The sequence below is a fragment of the Streptomyces sp. NPDC057137 genome (assembly GCF_042670825.1).
GTDB lineage: Bacteria > Actinomycetota > Actinomycetes > Streptomycetales > Streptomycetaceae > Streptomyces.
The window spans coordinates 104,421-119,265 of record NZ_JBHUUW010000006.1; the positions used below are offsets into that span (position 1 = coordinate 104,421).

The window sequence follows — 14,845 nt, forward strand, 5'->3', positions numbered from 1 at the left end:
AGTGGCTTTACGAGCGCGCGGAACCGCGCGTCAGTTCTTCTGGATCTGGTCGAAGCTCAGCTCGACCGGAGTCTCGCGGCCGAAGATCTCGACGAGGCCCTTGACCTTCTTCGAGTCGGCGTTGATCTCGTTGATCGTCGCCTGGAGCGTCGCGAACGGGCCGTCGGTGACGGTGACCGAGTCGCCGACCTCGAAGTCCAGCACCTGGACCTCGACCCTGCGGGACGGAACCGGCTTGCCCTCGGCCTCGGCCGCCTCGCGCGCGGCCTTCTCCTCGGCCTCGGGGGCGAGCATCTTGACGATCTCGTCCAGCGTCAGCGGGTACGGGTCGTAGGCGTTGCCGACGAAGCCGGTGACGCCCGGTGTGTTCCGTACGACACCCCAGGACTCGTTCGTCAGGTCCATCCGCACCAGGACGTAGCCCGGGAGCTTGTTCTGGCGGACGTTCTTGCGCTCGCCGTTCTTGATCTGGACGATCTCTTCCTCGGGCACCTCGGCCGAGTAGATGAAGTCCTCGACGTTGAGCGAGACGGCGCGCTGTTCCAGGTTGGCCTTCACGCGCTTCTCGTAGCCCGCGTACGTGTGGATGACGTACCACTCGCCGGGCAGCGTGCGCAGTTCCTCACGGAGCGCGGCGACCGGGTCGGCGGCGGGAGCGGGCTCCTCGACGAGCTCGATGTCGTCGCCGTCCTCGCCGTCCTCGGTGTCAGCCTCGGCTTCGGCGTCCTCGGCCTCTTCGGCGTCGGTCGCGGCGTCAAGCTCGGCTTCGGCTTCGGCTTCGGCTTCGGCTTCGGCTTCGGCGGGAGCGGACTCCGCGTCGTCGTCCGTGTCCACGTCCACGTCCGCTTCCTCGACGTGCAGCGCCGACTCCTCGGCCGGCTCGCCGGCCTCGGCGTCAGCGGCTTCGGCCTGGTCTGGCTCGACAGCGTCCGCCGCCTCGACGATGTCGGTCTCGTCCTCGCGGGACTCGACCGCCTCGTTGGCGTCGTTCAGGTTCGGGTCAGACACGTTGGCTGCTTCTTCCTGGCTTCACGATGGGTGGAACATGCGGAAAGGGACGCCTGTGGGCGCCCTCCGCCTCCGCGGCTTTAGCCGAAGACGTACTTGACTACTCTCTGGAAGCCGTAGTCCATCACGGTCACCAGACCGATCATGACGACGACGAAGACGATCACAACAGTCGTGTAGGTCGTCAGCTGGTTGCGAGTCGGCCAGACGACCTTGCGCAGCTCCGCGACGATCTGACGGTAGAAGAGCGCGAGACGGCCCAGGGGGCCCTTCTTGCCGCGCTTGCCACCCTTACGGGTCTTCTTGCTCGACTCTGCGGACTCGTCATCGTCAGCATCAGGCTTGTCGATGGAGCCCACGGCGTCCGTCACGCTCTCTCACCTGATTCCGGGTCGTGGCCGTGCCGCGCCCGGTGGAGCCGCACGGCAGTGCTTTTGAAGTACGTACATGCGCACACATCCTGGCGAAGGATGTGTGTAGCAGGGCCGGAGGGACTTGAACCCCCAACCGCTGGTTTTGGAGACCAGTGCTCTACCAATTGAGCTACGACCCTTTGCGTTTTCCCCAACCTACCGCATCCGACCGGGAGCACGGTGTGTGCGGATCGGCGGTGGCGGGTGAGGGCCAACGACCAGTGAGTGTACGTGCTCAGGGGCCATGCGTCGAACAGGTAACACGGGACCGGCTCTTGTCCGAACCTGTCCACTCTCTGTCCGGGGCTGTCCAGTCGGCGAAACCCCTGTGCCCGGGTCTCGGGGGGTCTGGGACCATGGCCCGCATGAGCGCTGCAATTCCTCCGACCGAGCGCCGGGTCTCCGCCCGAGTCGGCGCAATCTCCGAGTCCGCCACCCTCGCCGTCGACGCCAAGGCCAAGGCCCTCAAGGCCGCCGGCCGGCCGGTGATCGGCTTCGGTGCGGGTGAGCCCGACTTCCCGACGCCCGGCTACATCGTCGAGGCCGCGAGTGAGGCCTGCCACAACCCGAAGTACCACCGCTACACCCCGGCCGGCGGGCTTCCCGAGCTGAAGGCCGCCATCGTCGCGAAGACGCTGCGTGACTCCGGCTACGAGATCGACCCCGCCCAGGTCCTGGTGACCAACGGCGGCAAGCAGGCGATCTACGAGGCCTTCGCCGCGATCCTCGACCCGGGCGACGAGGTCATCGTCCCGGCGCCGTACTGGACGACGTACCCCGAGTCGATCCGGCTGGCGGGCGGTGTCCCGGTGGACGTCGTGGCCGACGAGACCACCGGCTACCGGGTCACCCTCGAACAGCTGGAGGCGGCGCGCACGGAGCGTACGAAGGTCGTGCTCTTCGTCTCGCCCTCCAACCCGACGGGCGCCGTCTACAGCCGCGAGGACACCGAGGCCATCGGCCGCTGGGCCGTCGAGCACGGTCTGTGGGTGCTGACGGACGAGATCTACGAGCACCTCGTGTACGGGGACGCGGAGTTCACCTCGCTGCCCACGGTCGTGCCGGAGCTGCGCGACAAGTGCATCGTGGTCAACGGCGTCGCCAAGACGTACGCGATGACCGGCTGGCGGGTGGGCTGGGTGGTCGGCCCCAAGGACGTGGTGAAGGCCGCGACCAACCTCCAGTCGCACGCGACGTCGAACGTGGCCAACGTGTCGCAGGCCGCCGCGCTCGCCGCCCTCACCGGCAACCTGGACGCGGTGGACGAGATGCGGATCGCCTTCGACCGGCGCCGGGGCACCATCGTCCGGATGCTCAACGAGATCGACGGCGTCATCTGCCCGGAGCCCGAGGGTGCCTTCTACGTGTACCCGTCGGTGAAGGCGCTGCTCGGCAAGGAGATCCGCGGCAAGCGCCCGGCGACCTCGGTCGACCTCGCCACGCTGATCCTCGAAGAGGCCGAGGTCGCGGTCGTACCGGGTGAGGCCTTCGGTACGCCGGGGTATCTGCGGCTGTCGTACGCGCTGGGTGACGAGGACCTGGCCGAGGGTGTCGCGCGGCTGCAGAAGCTGCTGGCGGAGGCCCGCGACTGAGCGTCCTCCGACGAGATATCACGGGTCCCCGGTGCCGTCCGGGGGCCCGTTCTTCTGTGCGGGCTTTCGTGAGGGCTTCGGTACGGGCTTCCTTGCGGGATTTCGTACGGGATCGCGTTCGGGCTTTCGTTCGGGCAACGACCCGAAGGTGGAAAGGGACTCCCGGAGTCCGCGTGAGTACGGCAAGATCCATGGATGGAGAACGTTTCCGGCCCCCCGCACGACGACCGCGCCACCCGCGACATCCGTCTGTTGCCCAAGGCCCATCTGCATCTGCACTTCACCGGCTCGATGCGGCCCACGACCCTGCTGGAGCTGGCCGACAAGTACGGCGTCCATCTCCCCGACGCGCTCACCGGCGGTGAGCCGCCCGAGCTGCGGGCGACCGACGAGCGGGGCTGGTTCCGCTTCCAGCGGCTCTACGACATCGCCCGGTCGTGTCTGCGCTCCCCCGAGGACATCCAGCGGCTGGTGCGCGAGGCCGCCGAGGAGGACGTCCGGGACGGTTCGCAGTGGCTGGAGATCCAGGTCGACCCCACCTCGTACGCCCCGCTGCTCGGCGGACTGATCCCGGCGCTGGAGATCATCCTGGACGCCGTGGACGCGGCGGCCAGGGACACCGGGCTCGGGATGCGCGTCGTGGTCGCGGCGAACCGGATGAAGCACCCGCTGGACGCCCGCACGCTGGCGCGGCTGGCCGTGCGGTACGCGGACCGGGGTGTCGTCGGCTTCGGTCTGTCGAACGACGAACGCCGGGGCATGGCACGGGACTTCGACCGGGCCTTCGCCATCGCGCGGGAGGGCGGGCTGCTCGCGGCGCCGCACGGCGGTGAGTTGAGCGGGCCGTCGTCGGTACGGGACTGCCTGGACGATCTGCGCGCGACCCGGGTCGGGCACGGCGTACGGGCGGCCGAGGATCCGCGGCTGCTGCGCAAACTGGCCGAGCGCGGGGTGACCTGTGAGGTGTGCCCGGCGTCGAACGTGGCGCTGGGCGTCTACGAGAAGCCCGCCGACGTACCTCTGCGGACACTGTTCGACGCCGGGGTGCCGATGGCGCTGGGCGCCGACGACCCGCTGCTCTTCGGCTCGCGGCTGGCCGCGCAGTACGAACTCGTGCGCAAGCACCACGGGTTCACGGACGTCGAGCTGGCGGAGCTGGCGCGTCAGTCGGTACGGGGCTCGGCGGCGCCGGCCGGGACGCGGGACAAGATGCTGGCCGGGATCGACGGCTGGCTGGAGGACTGACCGGGGCCAGGGCGGGGACGGGGGCTGTCAGGGGGTCGGGGCTGTCAGGGGTTGAGGCCGGACAGGACCGTCCGCACCAGCGCCGGGGCGAACTCCTCCAGTGGCGTGACCTGTTCGCCGTCCGGGAAGGCCTTCAGGAAGGCCCGCTGCAAGCACGCGCCGAGCAGCAGCGAGGCCACGGCGTCGACGTCGGCGTCGGCCCGTACGCGGCCCGCCTCGCGTTCGGCGCGCAGGTAGTCGGCGAGCGCGCGCAGCGGCCGGTGCGGGCCCGCTCCCAGGGCGTGAACGCCCTCGGCGTGACGGCGCAGCAGCGCCGGTTCGGCGAAGAGTGAGGCGCCGATCGGGAAGGTCGCCTCGTAGAAGAGTGCCGCCTGGCGGACGACCTCGGTGAGATTCTCCTCGACACTCCGGCCGGCGCTCGCGTCGAAGGGCCCTTCCGCGAGTTCGGCGAGCAGCGGGCCGAGGCGGGGCAGCCGTTCCTCCAGTACGCGCAGGAAGAGTTCCTCCTTGCCGGAGAAGTACTTGTAGAGGGCGGCCTCCGAGCAGCCTGCGGCGCGGGCGATCTCCTTGGTGGTGGCGCGCGCCAGCCCGATGGTGCCCATCAGCTGGGCGGCGGCGTCCAGAATGCGGGCCCGCGCGGGTTTCATCGATGCGCTCCGATCGCCATGACGAGGCTTGACGTGGGGTGGGTGGATACTCACCATAGAGGTGAGTGAATACTCACCCACCATAGAACGGAAGAGGCGAGGACGATGAAGCTCACCGTGTTCGGGGCGACAGGCGGCGTCGGCCGGGAGATCGTGCGGCAGGCCCTGGCGGCGGGCCATCGGGTCACGGCGGTGGTGCGCGACCCTGCGCGGCTGGACGTCACCGGGGACCGCCTCGATGTGTTCACCGCGACCGCGTTCGACGACCCGGAGTCGCTGCGGCCCGCCGTGGCGGGGCGGGACGCGGTGCTGTCGGGCGTCGGTCCGCGCGGGCGCAAGGACGCGGGGCTCGCGGCACCGGTGACCCGCTCGATCCTGCGGGCGATGGACGCGGAGGGGGTGCGCCGGCTGGTGGTGGTGAGCGCGGCGCCGGTCGGCACGGTGCCGCCGGGTGAACCCCTGCTGGGGAGGCTGGCCATGGGCGTGGTCAAGATCGTGCTCAAGCCCGTCTACACCGACCTGGCCCGCATGGAGGAGGAGTTGATCCGGAGCGCCACCGACTGGACCTCCGCCCGGCCCCCGCAGCTCGTGGACACCCCGGTGACGGGCGTCTACCGCGCGGTGGTGGGCGCGAACCCCCGCGGCGGCAACAAGATAGGCCGCCCGGACCTGGCCCACGCGATGCTGGCGATGCTCGACGACCCGGCGACGGTGAGGCAGCCGGTGGGGGTCGCGTACTAGGGGGTGTCTTGTCGATCAGGCCGGATCAGGGAGGTCAGAGGCTTACGCCGACCGTCACCGGCTCGTTGACCAGGGTGATCCCGAACGCCTCGTGCACCCCGGCGACGACCTCCCGCGCGAGCGCCAGCAGGTCCTCGGTGGTGGCGTCGCCGCGGTTGGTCAGGGCCAGCGTGTGCTTCGTGGAGATGCGGGCCGGGCCCGTGCCGTACCCCTTCGTGAAGCCCGCGCGGTCGATCAGCCACGCCGCCGACGTCTTCGTGCGGCCCTCCCCCGCCGGGAACGCGGGCGGTGTGACGTCCGGCCCCAGCCGCTCCGCCGCGCGGGCGAGGAAGGCCGCGTGATCGGCGTCGTCGAGGATCGGGTTGGTGAAGAAGGAGCCGGCCGACCAGGTGTCGTGGTCCGCAGGGTCGAGCACCATGCCCTTGCCCGCGCGCAGTTCGAGTACGGCCCGGCGGGCGGTGGCCGCCGGGACCCGGTCGCCGGGTTCGACGCCCAGGGCGCGGGCTGTCTCCGCGTACTTGAGCGGGGCCGAGAGCCCGCCCGCGTCCTCCAGCGCGAACCGGACGCGCAGGACGACATGGCGCTCGGGGTGCTCCTTGAAGCGGCTGTGGCGGTACGAGAACCGGCAGTCGGCGTTCGTGAGGGTCAGCGTCTCGCCGGTGACCCGGTCGTAGGCGACGACCTCGGTGATGGTGCTGGACACCTCCTGGCCGTACGCGCCCACGTTCTGGATCGGCGTGGCACCGGCCGAGCCGGGGATGCCGGCCAGGCACTCGATGCCCGCCAGGCCCGCCTCGACGGTACGGGCGACGGCGTCGGTCCAGGTCTCGCCGGCGGCCAGTTCCAGCGCCGTACCCGCGAGGTCGAAGCCGCGCGTGGCGATCCGCAGGGCGGTGCCCTCGAAGCCCTTGTCGCCGATGACCAGATTGCTGCCGCCGCCGATGATCAGCAGCGGTGTGCCCGCGTCGTCCGCCTCGCGCACGGCCGCGACGACCTCGGCGTCGGTGGTCGCGGTGATCAGCCGGGTGGCGGGGCCGCCGAGGCGGAAGGTGGTCAGGGGGGCGAGGGGGGCGTCGTGGAGTTCCTGCACGGCACAAGACTACGTTCGGATCCGGAGACGGTTCGTTCCGGATCCGAACGTGCGAGTCGGCAAAGGTCAGACGCCCGCCGTCTCGCGTGCCTCCTCGCCCGCCGACTCCCGTACGACCGTGGACTTCCGCAGCGTCCGGCGACCCGGCATCGCCAGGGCCGCCAGGGCGGCGAGCGCTACGACGCCCGAGCCGATCCACAGGGCAGGGACCGTGCCGTCGACGAAGATCTGCGGCGTCTCGTAACCGCCCTGCGCCGAGAACACCGCGCCGAGGATCGCGACTCCGAGCGCTCCGCCGACCTCGCGGAGCGCGTTGTTGGCGCCGGACGCGATGCCCTGTTCGGCGGGCCGGACGCTGGACATGACCAGGCTCGCGGCCGGGGCGAAGTACAGCGCCATGCCGAGCCCGCTGACGATCAGGGCCGGCAACTGCGCCGCGTACGACACGCCGGGCTCGATGGTCATGGCGAACAGGGCCAGGCCGACGGCCTGGAGGGCGAGGCCCGCGGTGACGACGGGCCGGCCGCCGATCCGGTCGGAGAGGATCCCGGCGAGCGGCGCGACGAGCAGCGGCATCGCGGTCCACGGGAGCATCCGCAGGCCGGCCTCGGTGGGCGAGTATCCGGCGACGCCCTGCATGAACTGGCTGAGCAGGAAGATCGAGCCGAACATGCCCAGGAACATCAGCAGGCTCGCGGCGTTGATCCCGGCGAAGGTGCGGTCCTTGAACAGCCGCATCGGGAGCATCGCGTCGGGCCTGCGGATGCCGTGGTGCACGAAGCCGCCGATCAGGAGCGTGCCGACGATCAGTCCGGTGAGGACGAGCGGGCTGGTCCAGCCCTCGGCGTTGGCGTTGACCAGGGCGTAGACGATGCCGAAGAGGCCGCCGCTGATGAGCAGGGTGCCGGGGATGTCGATACGGGCGTCGGGGGCGTACGACTCCTTGAGCCGCGTCCTGGCCAGCGGCAACAGCACGAGGCCGACCGGGACGTTCAGCCAGAAGATCCATTCCCAGGAGATGTGCTCGGTGAGGCTGCCGCCGACGAGTGGACCGGCGGCGACGGCGATGCCGGTGACGGCGCTGAATATGCCGAGGGCGGCGCCGCGCTTCGCGGCCGGGACCGCCGCGGTGAGCAGGGTGAGTGCCAGCGGCATCATGATCGCCGCGCCGACCCCTTGGACGGCGCGGGCGGCGATCAGGCTGTTGATGCCGGGCGCGAGGGCGGCGGCGGCCGACGCCGCGGTGAAGATCGAGAGACCGCTGACGAAGAGTCGGCGACGGCCGAACCGGTCGCCGAGGGCCGCGCCGAACATGAGCAGCACCGCGAAGGTGAGCGTGTAGGCGTTGACCGTCCACTCCAGGTCGGCGAGCTTGCCGCCGAGGTCCTCGCGGATGGAGGGCAGGGCGGTGGTGACGACGAGGTTGTCGAGGGCGGCCATGAAGCCCGCGGCGCCGGTGATTATGAGGGCCCAGGTGGCGTTCGCGCCGCCGCGGGCTGTTGCTGGCTGGTTCATCGTTCTCCCCGATCTGGTTAGTTATTAATGACTAACTTCTATGGGCATGGCGAGAGTGGGCGATCCGCCGCCCATCTCGGATCAACTTGTCCGCACTACCTGAACTGCCTGAACTACCTGAACCACCTCAACCGCCCGTCGGCCGCGCGGAGTCGTAGAAGCCGGCCCAGACGCGGTGGTCGGGCGGAAACCCCATCGCGACCAGTGTGTTGATCAGCATTCCGTACGCCAGGAAGTTCGTCGTCTCCTCCGGGTCCGCGCCGAGCGCCAGGTGCGAGGTGTCCCAGAGCGCCTCCCACCCGGCCCGTACCGAACGGCCGAACTCGTGGTCCCCCGCCGCCTCGGCCGCCGCGACCGCGACGTACGTCTGCATCTGCATCATCAGCTTCGCCGGGTCGTCCGCGATGAGCCGCTGATAGGCGGAGCCCATGGCGTGGACGGCTTCCTCGGGGCCCAAGCCCTCGGACGCCTTCTCGAAGATGCGCCGGGTGTCGCCGAGGCAACGCTCCGCCGCCGCGAGGAAGATGGCCTGCTTGTTCGGGAAGAGCCGGAAGAGGTACGGCTGCGAGACGCCCACGCGACGGGCGATCGCCTCGGTGGAGGTGCCGTGGTATCCGGTGCGGGCGAACTCGGTGATCGCCGCGCGGATGACGCTCTCGCGTCGCTCTTCTGCGCTCATCCTGACCATGAGAGCTAAGTTATTGAGCAATTACTAACCTGTCAAGCCCCACCGCTCCACAGCCCCGGAGCCGCACCCGGCTCCCGAGCACCGACGCCGGGCGGCCCCGCATGGGGGGCTGCCCGGCGTCGGACGCTCAGGGATCGACTCAGGCCAGCTGGACGACGGCGCGGGACATCCCCAGCACCTTCTTGCCCTCGCTGGTCGCCGTCAGATCCACCCGCACGCGGTTGTCGTCGAGCTTGGCGCCGACCTTGGCGGTCACCTCGACGACCGCGCCCGTCCCGTCGTTGGGCACCACGACGGGCCTGGTGAAGCGGACGCCGTACTCGACGACGGCCCCCGGGTCCCCCACCCAGTCGGTCACCACCCGGGCCGCCTCGGCCATGGTGAACATGCCGTGCGCGATGACGTCGGGCAGCCCGACCTCCAGGGCGAACTTCTCGTTCCAGTGGATCGGGTTGAAGTCCCCGGACGCGCCCGCGTACCGCACCAGGGTGTCGCGCGTCACCGGGAACGTCCCGGTCGGCAGCTCCGTGCCGACCTCGACGTCCGCGTAGGTGATCTGCGTAGCCACCGTCATCACTCCCCCTCGGCGCCGCGCGCCACCAGCTTGGTCCACGCGGTCACGACGTGCGCGCCCGCCTCGTCGTGCACCTCGCCGCGGACGTCGAGGATGTCGTTCCCCGCCATGGACTTGATGCCCTCGATGGTCGAGGTGACGGTCAGCCGGTCGCCGGCCCGTACAGGACGGGTGTACGCGAACTTCTGGTCGCCGTGCACGACCCGGCTGTAGTCGAGACCGAGCTGCGGATCGGCGATGACGTCGCGCGCCGCCTTGAAGGTGATCGCGAAGACGAAGGTCGGCGGGGCGATCACATCGAGGTGGCCGAGGGCCTTCGCCGCGTCCGGATCGGCGTACGCGGGATTGGCGTCGCCCACCGCCTCGGCGAACTCGCGGATCTTCTCCCGGCCGACCTCGTACGGCTCGGTCGGCGGATAGGTCCGCCCGACGAAGGACTGGTCGAGCGCCATGGACTCGTTCCCTCCTGATGAGACTGCCCTGATGAATGGTGCACAACTATGGATCGGGCACGGCAAACGACACGAGGCCGCCCCCCGTTAAGGGGACGGCCTCGGGTACGAGCCTGGTTCAGCGCGTTTCGCGGTGAGCCGTGTGCGAGTTGCAACGAGGGCAGTGCTTCTTCATCTCAAGACGGTCCGGGTTGTTACGCCGGTTCTTCTTGGTGATGTAGTTCCGCTCCTTGCACTCCACGCAGGCCAGCGTGATCTTCGGGCGGACGTCGGTGGCAGCCACGTGAGTGCTCCTGGACAGATTGACGGGTTAACGCATAAAAGAGTAGCCGATCGAAGGATCGCCCCCACCATCGGCTACCGTGTGTAGCGGTGACCGGACTTGAACCGGTGACACAGCGATTATGAGCCGCTTGCTCTACCGACTGAGCTACACCGCTGTGATGTCGGATCCCCTCGCCCGAAGGCGAGGAGCGCCGTACACCAGAGCCCCAATACGGAATCGAACCGTAGACCTTCTCCTTACCATGGAGACGCTCTACCGACTGAGCTATTGGGGCGAGCGATGAAGACATTACACGGTCCGTCGCCGATCGCCCAAATCCGTTTCCCGGTCTCTCGTCCGGCTCTCGTCCCACCTGTCCCTTCCGTCTCGGGGCGGGTGCCGGGCGGGCGTTGAGAGGGTGCGGCACGGGCGTTGGGGGGCCTTGGTGAGGGGCCTGCGGACGGGGGCGGAAGGCGTTCCGTACACCAGGGAGAGCCACGCCGGTATGACTATTCCCTTCCTCCTCGAAGCCCGCCCGGGGCGCCTCTAGGCTCGACGCACGCCGCGTGATCTTGCACGTCAGAGCCACCCAGCCCAGGAGCGCGATGCCCGACAGCCAGCCGCAGCCGTCACACGGCGCCACGGCGAACGCCACCGCGCTGCTCCTGCGCGGGGCCCGGCTCACCGACGGCCGGGTCGTCGACGTACGGCTGAGCGGCGGCCGTATCGAGGCCGTCGGCACCGCCGGCAGTCTCACCGCGCTCGGCGCGTGCGTGGACCTCGACGGGCATCTGCTCCTGCCCGCCCCCGCCGAACCGCACGCGCACAGCGACACCGCGCTGAGCGCCGTCACGTCGGACGGGCCCGTGTCGTACGACCCCGACGACGTCCAGCGCCGCGCGACCGAGGCCGCGCTGCTCCAGGTCGGACACGGCGCGACCACGCTGCGTACGCATGTGCGGATCGGTGACGCGCAGGAGTTGGCTCCGCTGGGGGCCGTGCTCCAGGCGCGGCGTTCGCTGCGCGGGCTCGGCGATCTGACGGTCGTCGCCGTGCCGCGCCTGCTGACCGGGGTCGCCGGGGCCGACGGGCTCGCGATGCTGCGCGACGCGGTGAAGATGGGCGCGGGGGTGGTGGGCGGCTGCCCCGACCTCGACCCCGATCCGACCGGGTACGTGGAAGCGGTGCTGAGCGTCGCCGCCGAGCACGGCTGTCCCGTCGACCTCCATACGGACGGCGGCGACCCGGCCCGGCTGGCGCGCCTCGCGGCGATGGCGGGCGGGCTGCGGCCCGGCGTCTCGATCGGGCCCTGTGCCGGTCTGTCCCGGCTGCCGGCGGACGCCGCGGGCCGGGCGGCCGACCAGTTGGCGGCGGCGGGCGTGACGGTCGTCTGTCTGCCCCAGGGCGGCTGCGGCGGTGTCGAGCAGCGGGGCGTGGCGCCCGTACGGCTGCTGCGTGCCGCCGGTGTGCGGGTGGCGGCCGGCAGCGGGGCCGTACGGGACGTGGCGAACCCGGTGGGGCGCGGGGATCCGTTGGAGGCGGCGTATCTGCTGGCCTCCCAAGGAGGACTGCGGGCGGCGGAGGCGTACGAGGCGGTGAGCACGGTCGCGCGGGAGGCCATGCGGCTGCCGGAGGTACGGGTGGAGGCGGGGTTTCCCGCCGAGTTGCTGGCGGTGCGCGGGGAGCGGCTGGAGGGGGTGCTGTCGCTGGCGTACAGCAGGATCGTCATCCACCGCGGCCGGGTGGTGGCCCGGACGAACGCCGTGCGGGAGTACTGCGACTCGGCGGTGGCCGTGGCGCTGGACCTCCCGCGACAGGGGCGGCAGGGGCGGCCGGAGTCGGCGCCGTAGGCTGCGGGAATCGCGCCTCTTACGGAGGTGGTGCGTGAGCGGTGACGGCCCGTCGGACGTACGGTCGTGAGCATGCGAATTGTCATCGCCGGAGGACACGGTCAGATCGCGCTGCGGCTGGAGCGGTTGCTCGCCACGCGCGAACACGAGGTCGCGGGCATCATCCGCAAACCCGAACAGGCGGAGGCGCTGAGGGAGGCGGGCGCCGAAGCCGTCGTACTCGACCTGGAGTCGGCCTCGCCGGACGAGGCCGCCGCGGCGCTGGAGGGCGCGGACGTGGCGGTCTTCGCGGCCGGGGCGGGACCGGGCAGTTCCACGGAGCGCAAGGACACCGTCGACCGGGGCGCGGCGGTCCTGTTCGCCGACGCGGCGCAGCGGGCGGGCGTACGGCGCTATGTGATCGTCTCGTCCATGGGCGCCGACCCGGACCACGAGGGCGACGACATCTTCGACCACTACCTGCGGGCCAAGGGCGCGGCGGACGCGTACGTGCTGTCCAAGGAGGGGCTCGACACGACGGTACTGCGCCCGGGAATGCTCACGAACGACGCGGGCACGGGCCTGGTGAACCTGGCGCCGTCAACGGGCCGTGGGCCGGTGCCACGGGACGATGTGGCCGCGACGCTGGCGGAGTTGGTGGAGTCACCGGCGACGGCGGGCCTGACCCTGGAACTGATCAGCGGGACGGTGCCGGTCGCGGACGCGGTGAAGAACGCCGCGTCGTCCGCCTGAGGGATACGAAGATGGCCCCCGGTCTGCGTCTCCGCAGGCCGGGGGCCATCATTTCCGTGTGGCGGCGCCAGGATTCGAACCTGGGAAGGCTAAGCCGGCGGATTTACAGTCCGCTCCCATTGGCCACTCGGGCACACCGCCATGGGATGTCGCTGCGGGATGGGCGCTGTGGGCGCTGCTCCGTGGCAACGACGTAAACGATACCCGATGCGTGGGGGTGCTCCGCCACCGGATTGATCAGGCCGGAAGAGGGTGGAGATGACTAGGCTTTGCGGGAGCGGGCCGGGAGCCCGGCCCTGATTTTCGGCATCAGTTGCGGCGAGAGCCGCGGCACCCTTTCCAGTACCCGATACAAGGAGCCACAGGACATGGCCGACTCCAGTTTCGACATCGTCTCGAAGGTCGAGCGGCAGGAGGTCGACAACGCCCTCAACCAGACCGCGAAGGAGGTCTCCCAGCGGTACGACTTCAAGAACGTCGGAGCCTCGATCGCCTGGTCCGGCGAGAAGATCCTCATGGAGGCCACCAGCGAGGAGCGGGTCAAGGCGATCCTCGACGTCTTCCAGTCCAAGCTGATCAAGCGGGGCATCTCGCTGAAGGCGCTGGACGCGGGCGAGCCGCAGCAGTCCGGCAGGGAGTACAAGATCTTCGCCTCCATCGAGGAGGGCATCACCCAGGAGAACGCGAAGAAGGTCGCCAAGATCATCCGCGATGAGGGCCCCAAGGGCGTCAAGGCGCTCGTGCAGGGCGACGAGCTGCGCGTCAGCTCGAAGAGCCGGGACGATCTGCAGGCCGTACAGGCGCTGTTGAAGGGGCAGGACTTCGACTTCGCGCTGCAGTACGTGAACTACCGCTGATCGACGGGTCCCACGGGGCCGGCGCGTCCGACACGTCCGGCGCGCAGGGGCGTTGTCGGGCCCAGCACGGGCGAGCGGGCAGGGTGCGACGGGGGCGGTCGGCCGGGGACTTCCTCGGCGGCGGCCCCCGTCGCGTTCTTCCGCACGGATTCGGCCGGACCGGGACCGAGGGAGTGGGGGTGGGCGTGAACGAGGCGTTGTTTCCGCGGGCGCGGGCCGTTGTCGCCGATGGGGCCGTGCATGTGCCGGGGTGGCTGGGGGGCGCGCGGCAGCGGGAGTTGGTGGAGGCGTGCCGGGCGTGGGCGCGGGGGCCCGTGCCCATGCGGCACACCACCCTGCCCAACGGGGGCGTGATGTCCGTGCGGACGGTCTGTCTGGGGTGGCACTGGCAGCCGTACCGCTACACGCGTACCGCCGGGGACGTGAACGGCGCGCGGGTCGCGGCGTTTCCCGAGTGGCTCGTGGAGTTGGGGCGCGCGGCGGTCGACGAGGCGTACGGGGAGGGGGCCGGGGCCGGCTATACGCCGGACACCGCGCTGGTCAACTTCTACGAAGGCGCCGCCACCATGGGCATGCACCAGGACAAGGACGAGAAGTCCGGCGCGCCGGTGGTGTCGCTGAGCATCGGGGACAGTTGTGTCTTCCGCTTCGGCAACACGCGGACGCGGACGCGTCCTTATACGGATGTCGAGTTGGCGTCCGGCGATCTCTTCGTCTTCGGCGGGGCGTCCCGGTTCGCGTTCCACGGCGTCCCCAAGGTGTATCCCGGGACCGCCGACCCGGCGAGCGGGATGCGCGCCGGGCGGCTGAACATCACGTTGCGCGAGACCGGGTTCGGTGGCGGCCGAGCCGCGTCAGCGGGAGCGGGAGTGGCCGAAGAGGAGGCGGTAGATGATCAGCAGCACCAGTGAGCCGCCGATCGCCGCCGCCCAGGTCGCGCCGTCGTAGAAGTCGCTGGTGATCGGGCGGTCCAGCCAGCGGGACGATATCCAGCCGCCGATGAAGGCGCCCGCGATACCGATGAGGGTCGTGCCGACCAGGCCACCCGGGTCCCGGCCGGGCAGCAGGATCTTGGCGACGGCTCCGGCGAGGAGTCCGAGGACGAGCCAGCCGATGATGGTCATGCCGTGAACCTGCCTTTCGTGCGGTGTTGTGCGTGTTCAGCCGTGCTGTGCG

General features: G+C 70.4%; 17 protein-coding genes and 4 tRNA genes. 7 read left to right on the top strand and 14 right to left on the bottom strand.

The annotated features are described in order from the left end of the window. Positions 1 to 30: 30 nt before the first annotated feature. From nusG to ACFT9I_RS07700, 3 genes are all read right to left on the bottom strand, one after another. Complete coding sequence (nusG, locus tag ACFT9I_RS07690) at positions 31 to 1,008, bottom strand: transcription termination/antitermination protein NusG (protein ID WP_382561802.1); 978 nt, start codon at positions 1,006 to 1,008, stop codon at positions 31 to 33. An 80-nt stretch (positions 1,009 to 1,088) separates the two neighbouring features. Continuing rightward, the gene (gene secE / locus ACFT9I_RS07695) at positions 1,089 to 1,379 is read right to left on the bottom strand and encodes a preprotein translocase subunit SecE (protein WP_382561804.1); all 291 of its coding nucleotides are present in this window, start codon (positions 1,377 to 1,379) and stop codon (positions 1,089 to 1,091) included. 109 nt (positions 1,380 to 1,488) lie between these two features. Then, positions 1,489 to 1,561: transfer RNA gene (locus ACFT9I_RS07700), tRNA-Trp, on the bottom strand. A gap of 225 nt (positions 1,562 to 1,786) precedes the next feature. On the opposite strand from ACFT9I_RS07700, the gene ACFT9I_RS07705 reads away from it, so the two are divergent. Further along, a complete protein-coding gene (locus ACFT9I_RS07705) occupies positions 1,787 to 3,013 on the top strand; it encodes a pyridoxal phosphate-dependent aminotransferase (RefSeq protein WP_382561805.1) in 1,227 nt (408 codons plus the stop codon). 195 nt (positions 3,014 to 3,208) lie between these two features. Further along, positions 3,209 to 4,258, top strand: coding sequence for an adenosine deaminase (locus ACFT9I_RS07710; RefSeq protein WP_382561807.1), 1,050 nt, complete (start codon positions 3,209 to 3,211; stop codon positions 4,256 to 4,258). Positions 4,259 to 4,302: 44 nt separating this feature from the next. Here ACFT9I_RS07710 and ACFT9I_RS07715 read toward each other — a convergent pair whose 3' ends face one another. Beyond that, positions 4,303 to 4,905, bottom strand: coding sequence for a TetR/AcrR family transcriptional regulator (locus ACFT9I_RS07715; protein WP_382561808.1), 603 nt, complete (start codon positions 4,903 to 4,905; stop codon positions 4,303 to 4,305). Between the two features lie 105 nt (positions 4,906 to 5,010). On the opposite strand from ACFT9I_RS07715, the gene ACFT9I_RS07720 reads away from it, so the two are divergent. Beyond that, entirely contained in the window at positions 5,011 to 5,646 is a 636-nt protein-coding gene (locus ACFT9I_RS07720) for an NAD(P)-dependent oxidoreductase (RefSeq protein WP_382561810.1), read from the top strand. A 34-nt stretch (positions 5,647 to 5,680) separates the two neighbouring features. Here the strand turns inward: ACFT9I_RS07720 and ACFT9I_RS07725 are convergent, their stop codons facing one another. The 8 genes from ACFT9I_RS07725 to ACFT9I_RS07760 all read right to left on the bottom strand — a co-directional run bounded on the left by ACFT9I_RS07725 (position 5,681) and on the right by ACFT9I_RS07760 (position 10,525). Continuing rightward, positions 5,681 to 6,736, bottom strand: a complete 1,056-nt coding sequence (locus ACFT9I_RS07725; protein ID WP_382561812.1) for a UDP-N-acetylmuramate dehydrogenase — start codon at positions 6,734 to 6,736, stop codon at positions 5,681 to 5,683. Positions 6,737 to 6,802: 66 nt separating this feature from the next. Next, positions 6,803 to 8,251: an MFS transporter gene (locus ACFT9I_RS07730; RefSeq protein WP_382561814.1), complete on the bottom strand. Its 1,449-nt coding sequence runs from the start codon at positions 8,249 to 8,251 to the stop codon at positions 6,803 to 6,805. A 127-nt stretch (positions 8,252 to 8,378) separates the two neighbouring features. Then, positions 8,379 to 8,939 (bottom strand): TetR/AcrR family transcriptional regulator, encoded by a 561-nt coding sequence (locus ACFT9I_RS07735; protein WP_382561816.1) that lies wholly within the window; start codon positions 8,937 to 8,939, stop codon positions 8,379 to 8,381. 139 nt (positions 8,940 to 9,078) lie between these two features. Continuing rightward, positions 9,079 to 9,507 (bottom strand): MaoC family dehydratase, encoded by a 429-nt coding sequence (locus ACFT9I_RS07740; protein ID WP_382561818.1) that lies wholly within the window; start codon positions 9,505 to 9,507, stop codon positions 9,079 to 9,081. Positions 9,508 to 9,512: 5 nt separating this feature from the next. Continuing rightward, positions 9,513 to 9,965 carry a MaoC family dehydratase N-terminal domain-containing protein gene (locus tag ACFT9I_RS07745; protein WP_382561820.1) on the bottom strand — a complete coding sequence of 151 codons (453 nt, stop codon included), beginning with the start codon at positions 9,963 to 9,965 and terminating at the stop codon, positions 9,513 to 9,515. A gap of 118 nt (positions 9,966 to 10,083) precedes the next feature. After that, the gene (gene rpmG, locus ACFT9I_RS07750; protein WP_003956487.1) at positions 10,084 to 10,248 is read right to left on the bottom strand and encodes a 50S ribosomal protein L33; all 165 of its coding nucleotides are present in this window, start codon (positions 10,246 to 10,248) and stop codon (positions 10,084 to 10,086) included. Between the two features lie 84 nt (positions 10,249 to 10,332). Next, a tRNA-Met gene (locus tag ACFT9I_RS07755) sits at positions 10,333 to 10,405 on the bottom strand. A 47-nt stretch (positions 10,406 to 10,452) separates the two neighbouring features. After that, positions 10,453 to 10,525, bottom strand: a tRNA-Thr gene (locus ACFT9I_RS07760). A 310-nt stretch (positions 10,526 to 10,835) separates the two neighbouring features. Between ACFT9I_RS07760 and ACFT9I_RS07765 the strand changes: the two genes are divergently transcribed. Together ACFT9I_RS07765 and ACFT9I_RS07770 are read left to right on the top strand one after the other, a co-directional pair. Next, a complete protein-coding gene (locus ACFT9I_RS07765; RefSeq protein WP_382561822.1) occupies positions 10,836 to 12,080 on the top strand; it encodes an amidohydrolase family protein in 1,245 nt (414 codons plus the stop codon). A gap of 72 nt (positions 12,081 to 12,152) precedes the next feature. After that, positions 12,153 to 12,812, top strand: coding sequence for an SDR family oxidoreductase (locus tag ACFT9I_RS07770; RefSeq protein WP_382561823.1), 660 nt, complete (start codon positions 12,153 to 12,155; stop codon positions 12,810 to 12,812). A gap of 59 nt (positions 12,813 to 12,871) precedes the next feature. Here the strand turns inward: ACFT9I_RS07770 and ACFT9I_RS07775 are convergent. Next, positions 12,872 to 12,953 (bottom strand) — tRNA-Tyr (locus ACFT9I_RS07775). Positions 12,954 to 13,180: 227 nt separating this feature from the next. On the opposite strand from ACFT9I_RS07775, the gene ACFT9I_RS07780 reads away from it, so the two are divergent. Beyond that, positions 13,181 to 13,669: a YajQ family cyclic di-GMP-binding protein gene (locus ACFT9I_RS07780; RefSeq protein ID WP_382561825.1), complete on the top strand. Its 489-nt coding sequence runs from the start codon at positions 13,181 to 13,183 to the stop codon at positions 13,667 to 13,669. Positions 13,670 to 13,854: 185 nt separating this feature from the next. Continuing rightward, positions 13,855 to 14,580: an alpha-ketoglutarate-dependent dioxygenase AlkB family protein gene (locus ACFT9I_RS07785; RefSeq protein WP_382561827.1), complete on the top strand. Its 726-nt coding sequence runs from the start codon at positions 13,855 to 13,857 to the stop codon at positions 14,578 to 14,580. Here ACFT9I_RS07785 and ACFT9I_RS07790 read toward each other — a convergent pair. Further along, the gene (locus tag ACFT9I_RS07790; RefSeq protein ID WP_382561829.1) at positions 14,524 to 14,793 is read right to left on the bottom strand and encodes a GlsB/YeaQ/YmgE family stress response membrane protein; all 270 of its coding nucleotides are present in this window, start codon (positions 14,791 to 14,793) and stop codon (positions 14,524 to 14,526) included. The genes ACFT9I_RS07785 and ACFT9I_RS07790 overlap by 57 nt on opposite strands. Positions 14,794 to 14,845 lie beyond the last annotated feature (52 nt).